This is a genomic window from Mariniphaga sediminis (assembly GCF_003573545.1).
In the GTDB taxonomy this organism is placed as follows: Bacteria; Bacteroidota; Bacteroidia; order Bacteroidales; family Prolixibacteraceae; genus Mariniphaga; species Mariniphaga sediminis.
On sequence record NZ_QWET01000002.1, the window covers coordinates 148,884 to 167,228 of the forward strand.

An 18,345-nucleotide genomic window follows, 5' to 3' on the forward strand; every position below is an offset into this window, starting at 1 on the left:
TAAATAAATTATGAGACCTATATCTTTATTTGCCCTTTCCATTATAATGTTTGGGGCAGGATGTGTTGATTCAAACAAAAAAGAAACAAACGGCTCCGCTGTTACGGAAAAAAAACAATTAACCGCCCAACATTACTACTCAGGTTTTCCACTGGCCCACGACACCTACAACACCATTACCACTGCCAGCGACGGACGGGTTTACTACTGCCTCTCCTCCCAGTCGATTGATATCGGCGGACAATACTACGTGTACGATCCCAAAACTGATAAAATAGAACACCTGGGCGACATCACAGAAATATGTGGAGAAGCAGGTGCCAAAGCCATTCCGCAGGGAAAGTCTCACTCCAATTTTTATGAAAGTAAAGGAAAACTCTATGTATCTACCCATGCCGGGTACTATGAAATGATTGACGGCATGGAGATGATGGTTCAAAACGCGCCCGAAGGTTATAAACTATATCCCGGGGGACATATCGTTTCCTATGATTTAGCCACCGGCAAGTTTGAAGACCTGGCCATCCTGCCACAAGGGGAAGCCATTGTAACCATGACAATGGACACCCTGCGCCAGCATATTTATTCCATTTCATGGCCTTACGGATACCTGTTCCATTACGATGTAAAAAAAGATGAATTAAAAAACCTCGGAAAAGTATCTGCCAACGGAGAAGCCGGGAAGCCGGGAGAAGACTACCGCGTGTTGTGCCGTTCCATGGTGGTTGACCCACGTGACGGGATCGTTTACTTCTCTACCTCCGAAGGGGACATTTTATCTTACCATCCCGATTGGGATTCTATTAAAAAAGTTGAGGGCGTAGATTTGAAGCTCGACTATTTTGGGAAATACGACCCCACCCGTCCCGGCAGTATGCAGTACAACTGGAGGCGTATTGTCTGGTACCCCGAAGAAAATGTGGCTTACGGAGTCCATGGGAATTCCGGGTATTTATTCCGGTTCGACCCCAAAGAAGCAACCGTCGAAATTGTGCAACGCATAACTTCCGAACCATCTCAAAAAAGCGGGATGTTCGATTATTTTAGTTACGGCTACCTGGGATTTGACCTTGGCCCTGACGGGGAAACAATTTATTACCTGACCGGCGGTCCCATATACATCGACGGGAAAAGGGTGAAAGGTGTTGAGGAAATAGCCATGGGGGCAGCGCGCGGACTTGAAAACCTTCACCTGGTTACCTTCCACATCCCTACCAATACTTACACCGACCACGGGCCCATATTTTATGAAGATGGTAGCAGGCCAATCTATGTAAATTCAATTGCTGTCGGAAAAGACGGAACGGTTTATACGCTGGCCAGGTTTAAACACGAAGGTAAAGAAATTGAAGATTTTGTAAAAATTCAAAATCCCTTTGGAAACCAATAACCGGAGAACAGCCATCGTAAAAAATGTTTGTTTGACATTTATAACAATGACTAAAAAATAACTATCTTAAAAATAAAAAAATGAAAGCAAAAAATTTCACCAGAAGAAAATTTGTAGGGACTGTCTCTGCCAGTACCCTTGGGGCAGTAGCAATAGGTAGTATCCCTGCATTTGGGGCAACAAAAACAAGTAATAAGCTGGCCATCCTGGGCGGCAACCCGGTGCGTCAAAATAAAAGCTGGCCCGATTGGCCCTATGTCGATAAAAATGTAATGGATTCCATTGAAAAAACAACACAAAGCGGTATTTGGTGCCGTATCCAGTCAAAAGACGGAACGGTACCTACTTTTGAAAAAGAGTATGCCCGGATGATGGGTGTCACCCGCTGTGTGGCAGTGGGCTCAGGAACCCAGGCTCTCCACACGGCTGTGGAAGCCCTCGGACTGGGGCCCGGCGACGAGGTAATCACCTCTCCCTATACCGACCCCGGTACCATTGCCGCCATCCTTTCGGCCAGGGCACTGCCCGTGCTTGCTGACATTGACCGTTATTCATTCCAGGTAGACCCCGACGATGTGGAACGCAGGATTACAAAAAATACCAAAGCCATTATGCCGGTGCACATGATGGGGCAACCTGCCGATTTGGACCGCTTCCTGCAAATTGCCCGCAAGTACAACCTCTTTCTCATTGAAGATGCCTGCCAGGCACACTTTGCAAAGTTCCGCGGTAAAATGCTTGGCTCAATTGGCGACATCGGATGTTTCAGCCACCAGTCCTCCAAAGTAATCTCATGTGGTGAAGGGGGCAGTATCATAAGCAACAATGCGGAGTTAATGGAGCAATGTTACACGGTACAAAACCACGGAACATCCAAATTTGGCCGCACCGAAACCATTGGGCCAAAATACCGGATGAACGAATTTGAGGGCGCCATTTTGCTGGGGCAACTTCCCACTGCCATGGAACGTCATGCTGTGCGGAACAAAAATGCGCAGTACCTCACTTCCAAAATCAAAGACATTCCGGGAATCACTCCGCAAAAACTCTATGACGGCACCGAAGAAGGCTCTTTCTACCTGTACACCATGAACTACAACAAGGAAGAATACAACGGGGTACCCCGGGAAAAGTACCTGAAAGCACTGGCTGCCGAAGGGGTCGGGTTAAGTCCTTACATTAAAAACGGCCTGCACAGAGAGCCGTGGGTTGACAATATCATGGGCAGGAAAGAGTACCAGCAAATGTATGGGAAAAACAGGCTTGAGGAATTTAAACAAGACATGGCCTGTCCTGTGTGCGACCTGGTTTGCGACGAAGAAATGGTTATGTTGTGGGCTTCGGGGCCACTGCTTGGGACAACGGACGATATGGACGATGTGATCAACGCCCTGGCTAAAGTATATGAAAACCGCGACCAGCTTAAATCCATTTAATTTTTTTACGATGAAAAATGTCCTTCGCATTATCTTTCTGTACTTCTTTTTTGCAGGACTGTCTTTTTCTTTTTTTTCGGATATTACAACAGTGGCTGCCCAGAACGGGCAGTCACCTGTTCTATTGTCAACTTTTGATGTAGATGCCACACCTCCTGTGGGAAACCAGCTCACTTACGATACCATGAAAAATTCGGGCGATTTAAGTCTTCGCGCACGGGGGATAATATTGCAAGGGGCAGGCAAGCCCATTGTATTGTGTGCGATTGACTGGATAGGCATCGCGAATGAGTCGCAGGATGTTTTTAAACAAGCATTAGCCGAAGCTGCCGGTACCACACCCGACAGGGTTGCAGTACACACCATCCATCAGCACGATGCCCCGATTTGCGATTTTTCGGCGGAAAAATTACTAAAGGAAAATAATATTCCTGCAGGCTGTTTCGACGGAACTTTTGCAAGGCAATTGATAAAAAACATTCAGAAATCGATACTTCAGGGAATCGATAATGCCCAGCCGGTAACAGAAATAGGCACAGGCAAAGCGAATGTGTATAAAGTGGCATCAAACCGAAGGGTCAATAAAAAAGATGGGAAAATCGTTTCGATGCGGGGGTCTTCCTGTAAAGATTCCCTTCTGCGCGCTATGCCCGAAGGTGTGATTGATCCTGAAATATCATTAATCAGTTTCTGGAACAAAGACAAACCTCTGGCAGTACTCAGTTTTTATGCCACCCATCCACAGAGTTATTACTTAACTAAAATTGCAAATCCTGATTTCCCCGGGATCTCACGTTTTTTCCGCCAATTAGCTGTACCCGATGCTTTGCATATTCATTTTAATGGAGCAGGGGGAAATATTGCTGCGGGAAAATACAATGACGGAAGCCATGAAACCAGGTTACTTCTGGCTCAAAGAATGGCTGACGGCATGGAACGTGCCTGGGAAAATACTGAAAAATATACCATTGATGCAGCACATGTAAAATGGGAAACAGAACCTCTGTTCCTCCCCCTAAATCCCAAAGCGGAGGAGATAGAAAACAAGATGCAGGAAATGAGCCCGCGCCTTCTGGCCAACAACATGGGAAGGTTAGGCTGGTACAAAAGAAGGATGGGAGGCAAATGTATTGAAACGGCCTGTTTGGCAATAAACAATGCCAGAATGTTATTTATGCCGGGCGAACTGTTTGTGGAATACCAGTTGGCCGCAAAAGACATGGCGCCGAATAACTTTGTGGCAATGGCTGCTTACGGAGATTACGGGCCATTTTATATTGGAACCCGGCAAGCCTATGCCGAAGGAGGCTATGAAATAGAATCAAGTCCTGTCACAGAAGATTCAGAAGAAATTATTATGGATAATATGAGGAATCTTCTGGCAAATACTCAAAACAACAATTGCAACACACTGCTAACTTACCGTGAACAAAATGGGAATTGTAAAAAAATAACAACTGAAAAAGAGTGGCAGAAAAACAGAAAAAGAATATTGGAAAAGTTCCAGGAAGCAGCAGGAAAACTTCCGGCAAATAAAATTCATGATATTGACCTTCAATATACGGATTCTTTACGGCAGAATAATTACATACGCTATTCCATAAATTTCCTGGCAGCACCTTCAGAAAGAGTTTATGCATATTTATATAAACCACTAATCACCAAGGGAGAATCGCCTGCTGTATTGGCTTTGCACAGCACAGGTGCAGGCGGAAAGCGCATTATCGACGATGACACACCGAAGAAAGACAGGGGTTATGCTAAGGAACTGGCAGAAAAAGGGTATGTTGTTATTGCCCCTGACTATCCGGGATTTGGGGAACTCCGCGATTATAATTTTGAAAATGACCGCTACATGTCAGGGACAATGAAGGGTATTTACAACCATATTTCCTGCGTTGACTTACTGCAAACCCTTGATTACGTGAACAAAGATAAAATTGGAGCCATTGGGCATTCCCTGGGAGGCCATAATGCGATTTTTGTTGCAGCATTTGATCCGCGTATAAAAGTAACAGTAACAAGCTGTGGATGGACATTGATGGACTACTATAATGCAGGTGAAAAGGCATCAAAGTTGTATGGCGGGCGTTTGGGACCCTGGGCACAGGATAAATACATGCCGTTTATAAAAACAAAATATAATCTGGACTCCCAACAGATTCCTTTTGATTTTGATGAAATAATTGCGGCTATTGCCCCCCGTGCGTTTTTATCCGTGTCACCGGTCAATGATCTCAATTTTTCGGTAGAAGGTGTCAGACAAGGAGAAGCAAACATTCAAAAAGTATATGAGTTTTTGAATGCATCGGACAAAATGAAGGTGCTTTACCCCGGATGCGAACACGATTTTCCCAAGGATATGCGACAGGAGTCCTATAACTTTATCGATAAAATTCTTAAGTAACGAAATTGTAGCAGATATGAAAAGCTACATTATACTTTCTGTGTTCTTACTGTTTGGCTGGAATATGCTGTTTGCACAAATTCCTTCAACCCAATGGGTTTTGGAGCAAAAAAACGTAGCGTGGGAGCCGAGAGATTCTCAGGGCGAGGTTGTATACAACGGTTACATGTGGATATTGGGAGGATGGTACGATTCATACTCTCCTCCTCCCCGGGATGTATGGAAATCAAAAGATGGAAAAAACTGGGAACTGGTTTCAGAACAGGCTCCCTGGGAACACAGTGACTTGCCCATGTCTTTGGTTTTTAAGGACAAAATGTGGATGATGGGAGGTTGGTATAATGGCCGGTTGGAAGGGAGATCTGCCAGCAATAGGGTCTGGTCTTCAAAGAATGGCAAAAACTGGAGTCTGGTCACTGAAAAAGCCGGGTGGTCTGCCAGATGTGCCGCAGCAACAGTATCTTTCAAAGGAAAAATGTGGATACTGGGAGGCACCTCGGCCTACTATTACGGAGGAAAAGACAGCCTGCTAAACGATGTCTGGTATTCGGAAGACGGAAAAAACTGGACATTGGCAACAGCCAAAGCAGCCTGGTCTCCCAGAGCTTTTCACCAGGCAGTTGTTTTTAACGATCGAATTTATGTGATGGGCGGAGGAAATTACGACCCGGAATATTTTGGGTTCAATGATGTTTGGAGCAGTTCGGATGGTATCCACTGGAGAGAAGAAGTGAGTAATGCAAGCTGGCATGAACGTATTTGGTTCTCCTCCATAGTATTCAGGGATTGTATCTGGGTGATCGGCGGATGGTCTGGCAATCCTTATAAAAACTGGGGAGATATCTGGTACTCTCAAAATGGCAAAGAGTGGCGAGAGTTAAAAACCGATGGCCCCACCTGGAAAGAGAGGCATGAGCATTCTGCCTTCGTGTTTCAGGACAAATTATGGATAGCGGGAGGCATGACCCCTCCCCTTGTCAATGATGTTTGGTCATTGATACTTTCTGAAAAATGGTGATGCCGGCAAGTTTTTTCACCTCCTGATTGTACCTGAAAATTGGTTCTTTTTTAACTTCTTACGGATTTCCAACACACTTTCTTTCATAAGTCAGAGGCAACGTTTCTACCCGTTTAAACCGGATTTCATTATAATGCCAGGCCTCGCTTTATGTCGAAATTCCACTATCGATTTTAGCTACAAACTAACACTCATTCCATTTTTGTCATGTATTCCAAAACAACAGAATAACATTCCTGGCAAGGAGGAAGGACTCTCTTCTTCGTCTATGGAACAAACAGATAAAAAACACACATAAGTTCAAATAAAAAGACTATTGAACAGGTACAAAAACAAGAGGTATATTGGCTATATCCCTTAGACGACATATACCTTATGCTCATATACTTCTCACAACAAGGAATCCCTTAGGTTTACTAATAATGTCATAAAATTGCATAAACATGCCTGATTAAAAAACCTTGCATCTTCTAAAAATCCATTCCTCTTAATTTAATATTTTTAATAGTTTTGTCTCTTTCTAACTTTTGTCTGATGAATGAAAGTGCCCGGCAACTCTTTGAACGTATTAGAAGCAGTGATGAAGCTGCGTTCAAAATTGTTTATAATAAGTACTATTCAAGATTGTACTATTTTGTTTTTGAATTCTTTCCCCAAAAGGATATAGCTGAGAACATTGTTCAGGATACCTTTTTTATTCTCTGGGACAAAAGGAAGAAATTAAACGACAATACAAATCTTTCCTCCTACTTATTTACCGTAGCCAAAAATAACTGTTTATACAGGCTGCGTGATAAAAGGTACAGACAAAAACTGTTTGCCTCATCCGATTTAGACGTACTTGAATTTGAGTTGAACCTGGAAACATTGGGTATAATAGATACTTCGGCATTTGCTTTTCGGGAAATTGAGGAGATCATCGAAAAAGTTCTGGAAGGGCTGCCTAAACAATGCAAAAAAATATTTGAACTCAGCCGTTTCAGGGAAATGAAAAACAAAGAGATTGCACAACAATTGAATATCTCAGAAAAAACAGTGGAAGGGCATATTACCAAAAGCCTTAAAATACTAAAAGAAGCCCTGAAAGACTTTTTGCCAATAGTGGCTTATCTATTTATCATTTAAACACATAAGACATCTTCCTTCCTGCTTTTCAAAAAAAAGTGATATTTAAAGCAAGGGTAAACGCGGCCATGTGCAATATACTTATAGAACGTTAATATGGAAAATACCAATAAAATAGTAAACCTCGTTACGGGAAACATTCATCCTGAGAACAAAAAGAAAGTGCTTGCTGAAATCCATGCAAATGAAGAATCCAGAAAAACTTTTCACAAATTAAAAGCGGCATGGGTTGTTTTCTCCTTTACAAAAAAGAAACAGGACTACGAGATTGAAAAAAGCTATCTTGCGCTACATAAAAAAATCCAAAGGCATAAATACCTTCCCTTTCATTCAAAAATCAGTTATAATTTAAAATACGCTGCCATTCTGTTTATCATTATTGGGTTGCCTGTATTATGGTATTTAATTAATCAAACTTCCTCATCGGAGGTAAACAAAGAATTGAAATATGTATCTGTAGTGGCAGACAATGGACAGATGTCAAAAATAATACTCCCCGACAGTTCTCTCGTTTTATTAAATTCCGGAACCACACTGTCGTATAACAGTAGCTATGCCATTACCAACCGTGATTTAATCCTGAAGGGACAAGCTTACCTGCAAGTTAAAAAGGATAGTAAAAACCCTTTAACCGTAACATGCAATAATTTAAAAGTAAAAGTACTGGGAACAGAATTTGACATAAGTGCCTACCCTGAAGACGATAAAATCCAGGTGGTACTGGAAACCGGGAGCATTCAGCTATTGCGAACCGAAGATGATTCATTCAGTTACACGCTTAAACCGGGAGAAATGGCTCAATACGATGTCAAACAAAAAGATGTTGTAATAGAAAAAGTAAATACCGCGGATTATACAACCTGGAAAGAAGGAAGCCTTATATTTAATGATGTCCCGATGGCTAATGTTACGAAACGACTGGAGCGCAGGTTCGACATTGAAATTGTCATAAAAGATAAAGAAGTTTACCAATCCGTCTTTAATGCCAACTTCAAAGAGGAAGATTTAACCGAAATACTGGAATACATCCAATATACATGTCCTATAAAATACACTGTAGAAAAAGAAACCAATGAAAATAAGAAAAAAATCAAATTTTATTATCAACCTAATTAATTAAAAAATACGTTGCTTATGAACAAAAACTGACAGAATCTATGTAAAAAGGAGATGCTGCGAACATCTCCTTCATAATGGGATGTGCCAACATTTAAACAACTATGGCACAAAATTAATTTGAAGTTTCATCATCAAATCATTACAAAAGTATGAAAAAAAACGGTTATCAATTGATTGCCCTATTTAAAGTATTATGGCAGTCGAAAGGTTTAAAGGTTATGAGGCTAGTTTTATTTGCTTTAATATTTAGTGCCACCCAAATGCTGGCAGTAAATACCTATTCTCAAAATACTCCACTCACTTTAGACTTGAAAAATACGTCTATAAAAAATATTCTGGGTACTATCCAGGATAATTCGGAGTTTTATTTTATCTATGACGCCTCTCTTGTAGACGTACAGAAAGAAATCACTATCAAAGTAAAAAACAAATTGATTCCTGAAATCCTGGATGAAATATTCAGGGGTTCAAACGTGGTGTATAGAATCACGGATCGCCAAATCGCACTCACAGCACTGAATTACAGCGCTTCAAATATTCAGCAAAACAAAACCGTATCAGGAAAAGTAACCGACATGGGCAGCCAGCCATTACCAGGAGTTACCGTCGTCCTAAAAGGGACTACACAAGGCACCATTACAACCGCTGACGGGGATTATTCCCTTTCCAACGTTCCGGAAAATGCCACGTTGGTGTTCTCCTTTGTGGGGATGAAGGCGCAAGAGGTGGTTGTGGGAAACCGGGTGAGGATTGACATAAAAATGGAAGAAGAGACCATTGGCTTGGAAGAAGTGGTTGCCGTAGGATATGGAACGGTAAAAAAAGTAGATCTTACCGGTTCGGTGGAAAAAGTGAATACGGATATTTACAAGAACCAAAGTATGACCCAGCTAACGGACATGTTAAATGGAACAGTCGCAGGCTTTAACACCATTCAGGGTACATCTGCCAAAGGGGGCAGTTCAATAGAAATCAGGGGAGCCAATTCACTGAATGCTTCTACGGAGCCGATGGTTGTTCTGGATGGTGCCATCTACAACGGAAGCATTAGCGACATAAACCCGGTTGACGTTGAATCAATCGACATACTAAAAGACGCAAGTTCTGCCGCTGTTTTTGGTGCCAGAGCTGCATCCGGAGTAATTTTAATAACAACTTCCAAAGGAAAAACAGGTAAGCCCACAATAAATTTCTCCAGCCAGGTAGGTATTGCAAAACCTACCAATGATTTCCGGCCTAACGACAAAGATAAATATATAACCTGGAGGCAGGATGTCATGAGGCAAAGAAACCCGAATAAACCATTATGGTATTACAATAATCCTACTAGCTTACCCGATGGCGTGAGCCTGGAACAGTGGAGAAATGAGAGTGCCAATCCCAATGACGACAATACCAGGGAATGGCTGTCCCGGCTTACATTCTACCCAGTAGAAGTAGAAAACTATCTGAATGGAAATTCAGTTGACTGGTACAGTAAAGTTATTGGCACAGGAGTACGCCAAAAGTACGATTTGAGTGTAGGCGGAGGAACGGAAAACCTCAGCTATTATTGGTCGTTCGACTACCAAAACAACGAAGGGATAATTAAAGGGGATGATTTTTCGACATTCAGGACCCGGTTAAATTTTGATTTTGACATTAACGATTGGTTAAATGTGGGCATAAACTCCCAGTTCGCAGACAGGGATGAAAGCACTGTAACAGCAAACATGGGGCAAATGTACATAATGAGTCCCTATGGGTCAATGTACGAAGAAGACGGTTCATTGAAATGGTACCCCAATGATTTTGCTGTGCTTAACCCATTTATGAACTATTACGGACAGGACAGGTTAAGAAAAATCAACTCGCTGTTTGCCAATATGTATGCCAATATTTCGTTCCCGCTGGGAATAAATTATAAAATTTCATTCCAGCCCAGGTACGAATTTTTGAAAGACTATAATTTTTACTCTACCGAAACGATTACCGGAGGGGCTGGTGGTTCGGCCTCGCGAATTGAATCCTTTTCCTTCAACTGGATACTTGACCACATTATTTCCTGGAAAAAGGAACTGGGGATGCACTCGTTCGACCTGACCCTTTTGTACAGTGCCGAACAAAATAAATATTGGGAATCGACACTTGGCAATGAAATTTTTGTTCCAAACGAAAAATTAGGATTTGGCGGACTTCAATTTGGAACAAATCCTTCGGTAGAATCATTGGATGCCGAAAGTACAGGTGATGCAGCAATGGCCAGAATGAACTACATCTTAAATAATAAGTATCTTCTCACCGCATCAATCAGAAGAGATGGCTATTCGGCATTTGGCAAAGAAAACCCGAGAGCCTATTTCCCGGCTGTTGCCTTAGGATGGAAAATTTCGGAGGAAGACTTTTTCGATTTTGAAAACGTGTACCAACTTAAGCTCAGAGCCTCGTGGGGAACGAACGGGAACCGTGAAATAGGAAGCTATGCCGCGTTGGCGCAGTTAAACTCAACCCTGTATTATAACGGCAGCAACGTACAAGTAGGTGTTTTTAACGAATCTTTGGCAAACTATGGCCTTGTTTGGGAAAAAACAGAATCACTGAACTTTGGATTTGATCTGGGCCTTTACAACAACCGGCTGACGCTGACAGGTGATTTTTATAAAATGAATACGAAAGATCTGCTAATGGATCGCTTATTGCCTGAAATAACGGGTTATGAAAGTGTAACATCCAACCTTGGTGAATTGGAGAACAAAGGATTCGAACTAACATTAAACTCGGTTAACATTAAGAATGAGCAGTTTAGCTGGCAAACAAATTTAGTATTTTCTCTGAACAGGAATAAAATTGTCAGACTGTTTGGTGACTATGAGGAAGTTGAAATTGATGGAAAAGTAGTAAAAAGAGAAGTACCTGATTATTCCAATGAATGGTTTCCGGGGCATGCCATCGATCATATATGGAACTATAAAATCCAGGGAGTATGGCAATTGGGAGAAGAGGAAGCAGCGGCTGTATACGGGTTAAGACCAGGTGACTGGAAAGCACAAGACGTTGACGATAATGACAAGTATGAGGCGATCCAGGACAAACAGTTTATCGGATACAAGGAGCCACGCTACAGAGTTGGAATGAGGAATGACTTTAGCTTTTTGAAAAACTGGACTGCATCTTTCTTCTTCAGGGCAGATTTGGGCCACATGGGGCAGTTTACCGATGCGCTTCGCAGAGGAGGGAATGACACATATGATAGAAGAAACTATGCAGATTATCCTTATTGGTCAGCTGAAAATCCTACTAATGAATGGGGCCGGTTAACATTAAATGAGAATGTTTTCGGAGGAGGCCTGATGATATATAAACCCAGGACTTTTGTAAGGTTGCAGGATCTATCGGTAGCTTATTCCATTCCCGGAAACATAATCAAGCGATATCATATGGATAATATGAGTGTGTATTTTTCTGCGCATAATTTGTTCTATTTTTCCAAATGGCCGGGATGGGATCCTGAATCGCTAAATAAATCTAACGGAAGCCAAACCCCCATGCCTAAAACATTTACTTTAGGGCTTAGGTTAACATTGTAATTGATACGTAACTTAAAAAAGAGAACAATGAAATATATAGCTAAAATTATAATAATTGGGTTGTTAACTTTCGGTATTATCTCGTGTTCCGAAGAGTGGCTGGAACCCAAGCCAAAGTCTTTTTTCAGCCCTGAAAATGTATATGTAGACAAAGCAGGGTTTGAATCCCTTTTAATAACGATGAGGAAAGACCTTAAACGGGAGCATACCGGGAATATACATTTTATCTCAGCCGAATTTGCAGTCTCCGATTTGGGGTCGCCCTGGTCGCAGTTGGATTTTTATAATTTAACACCCAATACATCAAGGTACTATCCTTTTTTATCGTTTTTTACCGATGTATATGGTTTTATAAAAAATACCAACGTCGTTATTTCGCGGATCGATAATATCGAATGGGAATCAGATCAGGAGAAAAATGCGATACTGGCTGAAGCGTTATGGCACCGTGCCTATTGGTACTACCGATTAATTCATACATATGGCGATGTGCCATTTATCAATGAAGAAATATCAGGTGCAAAACTTGATTTTTATACCCATAGCAGATGGACAATCCTGGATAAAATACAGTCTGATTTAGAGTTTGCCGCTACATGGCTACCTGAAGATGTTGGATTGGGAGCAATCTCCAAAGGAGCAGCCAATCATCTGCTTACCAAAGTATATCTTGCAAATTCAAATTTTGACAAAGCAATTGAAACTGCGACCAAAATCATTGATGGGCCTTACGCGCTAATGACAGAAAGATTTGGAGTGGATCTCGAAGACAAAAATCGAAATTTAATTTGGGATCTCCATCGTCCTAAAAATTTCAATATTGCTCAAAACACGGAAACCATCCTCACCTTTATTGACAGATATGAAGCTCCTAAAGATGCCAGATCCAATGGTCTGTATACCATGAGGCTATACGGATGCCAATGGATGCAGGCACAAGTGCTGGACAGTGAAGGCAGTCCGGGAATGAAAGCTTCCGGTGCAGCTTATGATTCTCTCGGAAGAGGAAATGCGAACGTCCGGCTAACGGCCCACTACCAATACCATATATGGAACTATGGCGGGCAGTCGTGGAAAAACACCCAGGATCTGAGAAGGGCAGATATTAACTGGCAGGATATCCATGAGTACAAATACAATAATCCTTCATCGGTTGACTATGGCAAACCTGTAAATCCTGCTTACTTTGCGAACCCGGTAGATACGTTCAAACATTTATATGCCGTACCCCATTACATTTTATATGTCCCGATGGATGATCCAACAGTTACACCGGTTGGGGGCAATGGAGACTGGTACATATTCAGGTTAGCGGAAACATACCTTCTCCGGGCAGAGGCATACTTCTGGAAAGATCAGCTTACACTCGCTGCAAATGACATTAACCAGGTCAGACAAAGGGCAAATGCCATCCCAATATCTCCGGGAGAAGTAACAATTGACTTCATCTTTGACGAACGGGCCCGGGAACTTTTTGCAGAGGAACCACGACATTCTGAGCTGTTAAGGGCTTCTTATATCCTGGCTAATTTAAATAAGGATGGATATACGTTAGATAACTTTAGTGAAAAAAATTATTATTATGACAGGGTTATGACGTATAATAAAACCTACGAACAAAAAATTGAATTGCTGGGTAATACTGCCAACATGGCTCCATTCCATGCTTTATGGCCTATACCATCTAATGTAATAACGGCGAATACGCTTGGAATAATCAATCAAAACACTGGCTATGATGGCGCAGAAAATAATGTGGCGCCACTGGAGACTATCGAATAATTTAAATCTGTAATTCACTGATGGAGTTCCTGGAATCATTTTCATTCTGTTTCATAAACAGGACCATGATTAACCAAGAATTCCATCAGTGTCTTGTAATAACGTCAGAAATATTACCTGGTATTTTTCATTGAATATCTTTTTTTATTATTGATTCTGAGACAGGTATACTACCTTTTTCCATTCATCAGAAAAACTGTTTCTCTTAATCAAACAGTTTTTGTTCAAGACGAAATTACATAAAGACGCCGGATGATCTTTTTGTAATGTATTTAACTTGAAAGCAGGACCCCCTCCAAATTAAAAAACAGGAATTTATTTTAAAGTATTAGAAAATGAAAAACAATCGAAGAGACTTTATAAAACTTGCAGGCGCAACCGGTCTTGGTATTATGGGGGCCTGTAGCTTAAAAAATTCGAATACGGCAGAAAGCCCAAAAAGTGATTCGGAGTTAGGGCATATTAAAACGGAATCGGGAAAAAGTTATACCCAATTGTTTAATATGTCAGGCTATGCCGCTCCCGCAATAGAGACCGTAAGGGTTGGTATTGTTGGCTTGGGAAACCGGGGAGTCGGGGCAGTTTCGCGACTTAGTTACATTGAAGGAGTTGAAATAAAGGGTTTGTGCGATTTGTTGGAAGAAAGGGCCGAAGCAGCCAAAAGTAAAATAAAAACACCGGGACATAATCCAAACATTTACTTCGGCGCAGAAGATGCCTGGATGAAAATGTGTCAAAGAGAAGATATCGACCTTATTTATATTGCCACACCCTGGCCTTTACACGCTCCCATGGCGATTTATGCCATGGAAAATGGGAAACATGCAGCAACTGAAATACCTGCTGCCACAACTGTTGAAGACTGCTGGAAACTGGTGCAGACTTCTGAGAAAACAAAAAAACATTGTGTAATACTGGAAAATTGTTGCTATGATTTTTTCGAATTGCTGACACTGAACCTGGCGCGTCAGGGGTTCTTTGGTGAAATCATTCACGGTGAAGGAGCATATATTCATGAAATAGGAGAAAGTCTCTTCCACAGAGGAAACCCCAACGAACGGTGGCGGCTGAAACAAAATATAGCCCGCAATGGAAATCTATACCCAACCCATGGCTTAGGCCCCATTGCCCAGGTAATGAAGGTAAACAGAGGGAACAGGATGGATTACCTGGTATCCACTTCAACTAAGGATTTTATGATGAATGGTTATGCAAAAGAACTGGCAAAATCGGATGATTATTACAAGCAGTTTGTGAATACCACATACCGGGGAAATATGAATACATCGGTTATCAAAACGGTTGCAGGGCAAACCATAATGCTGCAACACGACGTAACAACACTGAGGCCATATTCCCGCCTCCATTTGATAAGTGGTACCGAAGCTACAGCTCAGAAGTACCCTCTCCCCGGGCGTATTGCAGTGGGGGATAACGATTGGATGGGACCAGATGAATTAAAGAAACTTGAAGAAGAATATAATCCTCCGATAATAAAGATGATGCGTGAAATGGCATTAAAAATTGGCGGACATGGCGGCATGGATTTTCTGATGGACTGGCGTATGATTGACTGCTTAAGAAATGGGCTACCTGTTGACATGGATGTGTACGATGCCGCCTCATGGAGCGTAATCGGCCCTTTGAGCGAATGGTCTGTTGCCAACCGGTCAATGCCCATTGATATTCCTGACTTTACACTGGGCAAATGGAAAACGAACACGCCACATGATATTGCCTTGTCAAAAGGAGGAACGACCAAAGTCCGGTCAATTCAATCATAATTAAAAAACACGTTATAATTACACTGTGTAATGTTGGCATCAGTAAAAGCTGTTCCAGCCTTCAGTGTATCTTAAAACAAAAATGCCTGAGACCGAAAGATCTCAGGCATTTTTGTCAATTTCATTTAACCAATCAGAGCCACTCACGGGACTCGAACCCGCGACCTGCTCATTACGAATGAGCTGCTCTACCAACTGAGCTAAAGTGGCCTATCTTATTGTTACAATTTTCCCTGGGCTTTGGCAATCATTTCTTCCCATAACTGCCGTTGTTCCTTCAGTGCGGCAACTTTATCATCCGGGTTGGTACGGCATTCGAGCAAAACCCACCCTTTGTAGTCCATTCCAACAAACAAATCCATCAACTGCTGATAAGGATAATTGCCCACATTAAACTCGCGTACATGGCATATATCACCAAAACGATCCTTCACCAGGTTAAAGTTGTATTCAAGGCCCTCCCCATCCAAATCCTGATCATTACTGTTCCAGCAAACAGTAGAGCCATCGTTTTGCACATAATCCATAATTGTTTTAATATGGGGCAATTGTTGTGTTCCCCGGCCATGCACTTCAAGCCTTATTTGCTGCCCCATGTCCAACGCATAACGGCCTAATTCGTCGAGTGCTTTCCCAATTTGCTCCAGGGTTTGTTCCTGAGAAATCCCTTCATGAAACTGGTTGGGCTTCACTTTTACTCCTGATCCGCCAATATCTTTACTCAACTGCAACCACGCCTTGGTTGTTTCAATCGACTCTCTGAGCCTGGCTGGATCGGGCCAGTCATATTGCTCATTGGTCCCCATACCAATTACCTCAACCGGGGTATCAGCAAATTGCTTTCTTACTTCTTCCCGTTCAGCTTTGGAAAGTTCCAGTGTAACTCCGTGAGCGTGTTCCACCCGAAGTTCCACGCCACCAATGTTGGCTTCTGTACAATTCTTAATGATTGTAGGAATATCCCAATCCTTTGCCCACTGGTAAGTTACCAATCCTAACTTCATTTTAGAACCGGGAACTTTTGCACAGCCTGCCAGCAAACTGCCCGGGAGTACCGCCATTCCGCTTAAAAGAGACAAATCCCGGAGAAAATTTCTTCTTGTTTGTTTTGATAATGAATCCATTAATTAACGGTTTAGCTTATTTATATTAAGCCCAAAGATATTAATAATTCTATTCTGACAGGCTAAATAAGAAACCGATTTTTCCCTTTTTATCCCCCGGCCCCACAGTAAAAATCAAAAATCTGTCAGATTTCACCAAAGGGTAGGTAAAACGAATAAATCTTTCGGTTAAGGGAATATTTCGATGTAGAATTAACCTCCCGTGCATACTACATCCCCCGAAACAAAAAAAATATCCCGGAATTTTTTACTTTTGCGCCGTATTTTAATAAAAACAGTATGACACAGACGACAAAAGCAGCCATCCATACCGCAAAAGGAGTGATGAAAGTAGATTTTTATGATGCAGATGCGCCCGGAACCGTGGCCAATTTTGTAAAACTTTCGAAAGACGGGTTCTACGACGGGCTGACTTTTCACCGGGTGGTCCCCAATTTTGTGATTCAGGGTGGTTGCCCCGATGGCACTGGTGCCGGAGGCCCGGGATATTCCATTCCCTGTGAAACCAACGGAGAAAACCAGTACCACGATCGCGGAGTACTTTCAATGGCGCACGCCGGTAAAAACACAGGGGGATCTCAATTTTTCATTTGTCACAACAGAACAAATACCCAACACCTGGACGGACACCATACCTGCTTTGGAAAAGTAGTGGAAGGACTGGAAGTAATCGATGCTATCCGTTCCGGCGATTTAATCGAAAAAATTGAAATTTTCGAGGATTGAAAGACAATAGCCTTTCCTAAAATGAATTACAATTAAAGGGAAAGGTTCTATCTTAATAAATAAAGATTGGTTTGAAAAGGCAAAAGCGACCACTCCTCTTGTAAAAATGAACAATCTTTTTCATTTCCATTTTAAAGACCTTGGCATTTCTCCGGGAGAAATCGAAGAGCTAATGGGCTTTGAACCGGGAGAGTCGCCTGAACCTTTTCCCTTATTGATAAAAGAAGGACTGGAAATGGCTCCCGGCTATTGTCAAATCAAAGGCGGGTATCAGATTTTTGATGCAGTAGAAGCCAACCAGGCCAACGAAACAATACGAATCGGGGACCAATTGTTTTCTCCCGGAAAAAACGTGGTCTCCCGGTTTAAAAACACCTCGCAGGCAGCGCTCTTTGTCTGCACCGCCGGAATAGGAATTTCGGAGCTTTCAAAACAATTGTCTTCCAAAGGCGATGATTTGTTGGCCTTTGTAACAGATATCATCGGTTCGGTAACGGTGGAGAAAGCCGCCAATAAAATACAGGAAAAAATTCTGGAAAAAGTGGCACCGTCTGGTCTGGGAATTACCGATTCCTTTTCGCCAGGCTACTGCAACTGGAGTGTAGCCGAACAACAAAAACTCTTTGCCTTGCTGCCTCCGGATTTTTGCGGTATTTCCCTCTCGGAATCATCACTGATGAACCCCATTAAATCGGCAAGTGGCATCATCGGAATCGGAACCAACTGCAAACAAACAGGTTATCAATGCAGCGGGTGTACTGACCAACAATGCATTTACGGAAAAATAAGGCGCCGTAAAAAAGCCAAAAAAAATCTTTGAACTGTTGCAAATATCAAAAGGATACTATTTATTTGCTGTTGTTATTTG

Annotated in this window: 12 protein-coding genes and 1 tRNA gene; 11 read left to right on the forward strand and 2 right to left on the reverse strand. The window is 42.1% G+C overall.

Annotation, left to right across the window (positions count from 1 at the left end; genetic code table 11):
• Positions 1-10 precede the first annotated feature (10 nt).
• The 9 genes from D1164_RS02955 to D1164_RS02995 all read left to right on the forward strand — a co-directional run bounded on the left by D1164_RS02955 (position 11) and on the right by D1164_RS02995 (position 15,627).
• Complete coding sequence (locus D1164_RS02955; RefSeq protein WP_206610905.1) at positions 11-1,390, forward strand: hypothetical protein; 1,380 nt, start codon at positions 11-13, stop codon at positions 1,388-1,390.
• Positions 1,391-1,470: 80 nt separating this feature from the next.
• On the forward strand, positions 1,471-2,826 hold the full coding sequence (locus D1164_RS02960) for a DegT/DnrJ/EryC1/StrS family aminotransferase (protein ID WP_119348453.1): 1,356 nt from the start codon (positions 1,471-1,473) through the stop codon (positions 2,824-2,826).
• Between the two features lie 10 nt (positions 2,827-2,836).
• Positions 2,837-5,233, forward strand: a complete 2,397-nt coding sequence (locus D1164_RS02965; protein WP_119348454.1) for an alpha/beta hydrolase family protein — start codon at positions 2,837-2,839, stop codon at positions 5,231-5,233.
• A gap of 16 nt (positions 5,234-5,249) precedes the next feature.
• Complete coding sequence (locus D1164_RS02970; RefSeq protein WP_119348455.1) at positions 5,250-6,251, forward strand: Kelch repeat-containing protein; 1,002 nt, start codon at positions 5,250-5,252, stop codon at positions 6,249-6,251.
• A 534-nt stretch (positions 6,252-6,785) separates the two neighbouring features.
• A complete protein-coding gene (locus tag D1164_RS02975; RefSeq protein WP_119348456.1) occupies positions 6,786-7,376 on the forward strand; it encodes an RNA polymerase sigma-70 factor in 591 nt (196 codons plus the stop codon).
• A 96-nt stretch (positions 7,377-7,472) separates the two neighbouring features.
• On the forward strand, positions 7,473-8,492 hold the full coding sequence (locus D1164_RS02980; protein ID WP_119348457.1) for a FecR family protein: 1,020 nt from the start codon (positions 7,473-7,475) through the stop codon (positions 8,490-8,492).
• A gap of 221 nt (positions 8,493-8,713) precedes the next feature.
• Entirely contained in the window at positions 8,714-12,061 is a 3,348-nt protein-coding gene (locus D1164_RS02985) for a TonB-dependent receptor (protein ID WP_172594322.1), read from the forward strand.
• Positions 12,062-12,088: 27 nt separating this feature from the next.
• Entirely contained in the window at positions 12,089-13,843 is a 1,755-nt protein-coding gene (locus tag D1164_RS02990; RefSeq protein ID WP_119348459.1) for a RagB/SusD family nutrient uptake outer membrane protein, read from the forward strand.
• Positions 13,844-14,178: 335 nt separating this feature from the next.
• Positions 14,179-15,627 (forward strand): Gfo/Idh/MocA family protein, encoded by a 1,449-nt coding sequence (locus D1164_RS02995; RefSeq protein WP_119348460.1) that lies wholly within the window; start codon positions 14,179-14,181, stop codon positions 15,625-15,627.
• A gap of 137 nt (positions 15,628-15,764) precedes the next feature.
• On the opposite strand, the gene D1164_RS03000 is transcribed toward D1164_RS02995, so the two are convergent.
• Both D1164_RS03000 and D1164_RS03005 read right to left on the reverse strand, forming a co-directional pair.
• A tRNA-Thr gene (locus D1164_RS03000) sits at positions 15,765-15,837 on the reverse strand.
• Positions 15,838-15,848: 11 nt separating this feature from the next.
• Positions 15,849-16,751: a sugar phosphate isomerase/epimerase family protein gene (locus D1164_RS03005; protein ID WP_119348461.1), complete on the reverse strand. Its 903-nt coding sequence runs from the start codon at positions 16,749-16,751 to the stop codon at positions 15,849-15,851.
• Between the two features lie 279 nt (positions 16,752-17,030).
• Here D1164_RS03005 and D1164_RS03010 point away from each other — a divergent pair, with 279 nt between their 5' ends.
• Complete coding sequence (locus D1164_RS03010; protein ID WP_119348462.1) at positions 17,031-17,477, forward strand: peptidylprolyl isomerase; 447 nt, start codon at positions 17,031-17,033, stop codon at positions 17,475-17,477.
• A 106-nt stretch (positions 17,478-17,583) separates the two neighbouring features.
• Positions 17,584-18,297 (forward strand): methionine synthase family protein, encoded by a 714-nt coding sequence (locus tag D1164_RS03015; RefSeq protein WP_119348463.1) that lies wholly within the window; start codon positions 17,584-17,586, stop codon positions 18,295-18,297.
• The last annotated feature ends 48 nt before the right edge of the window (positions 18,298-18,345 follow it).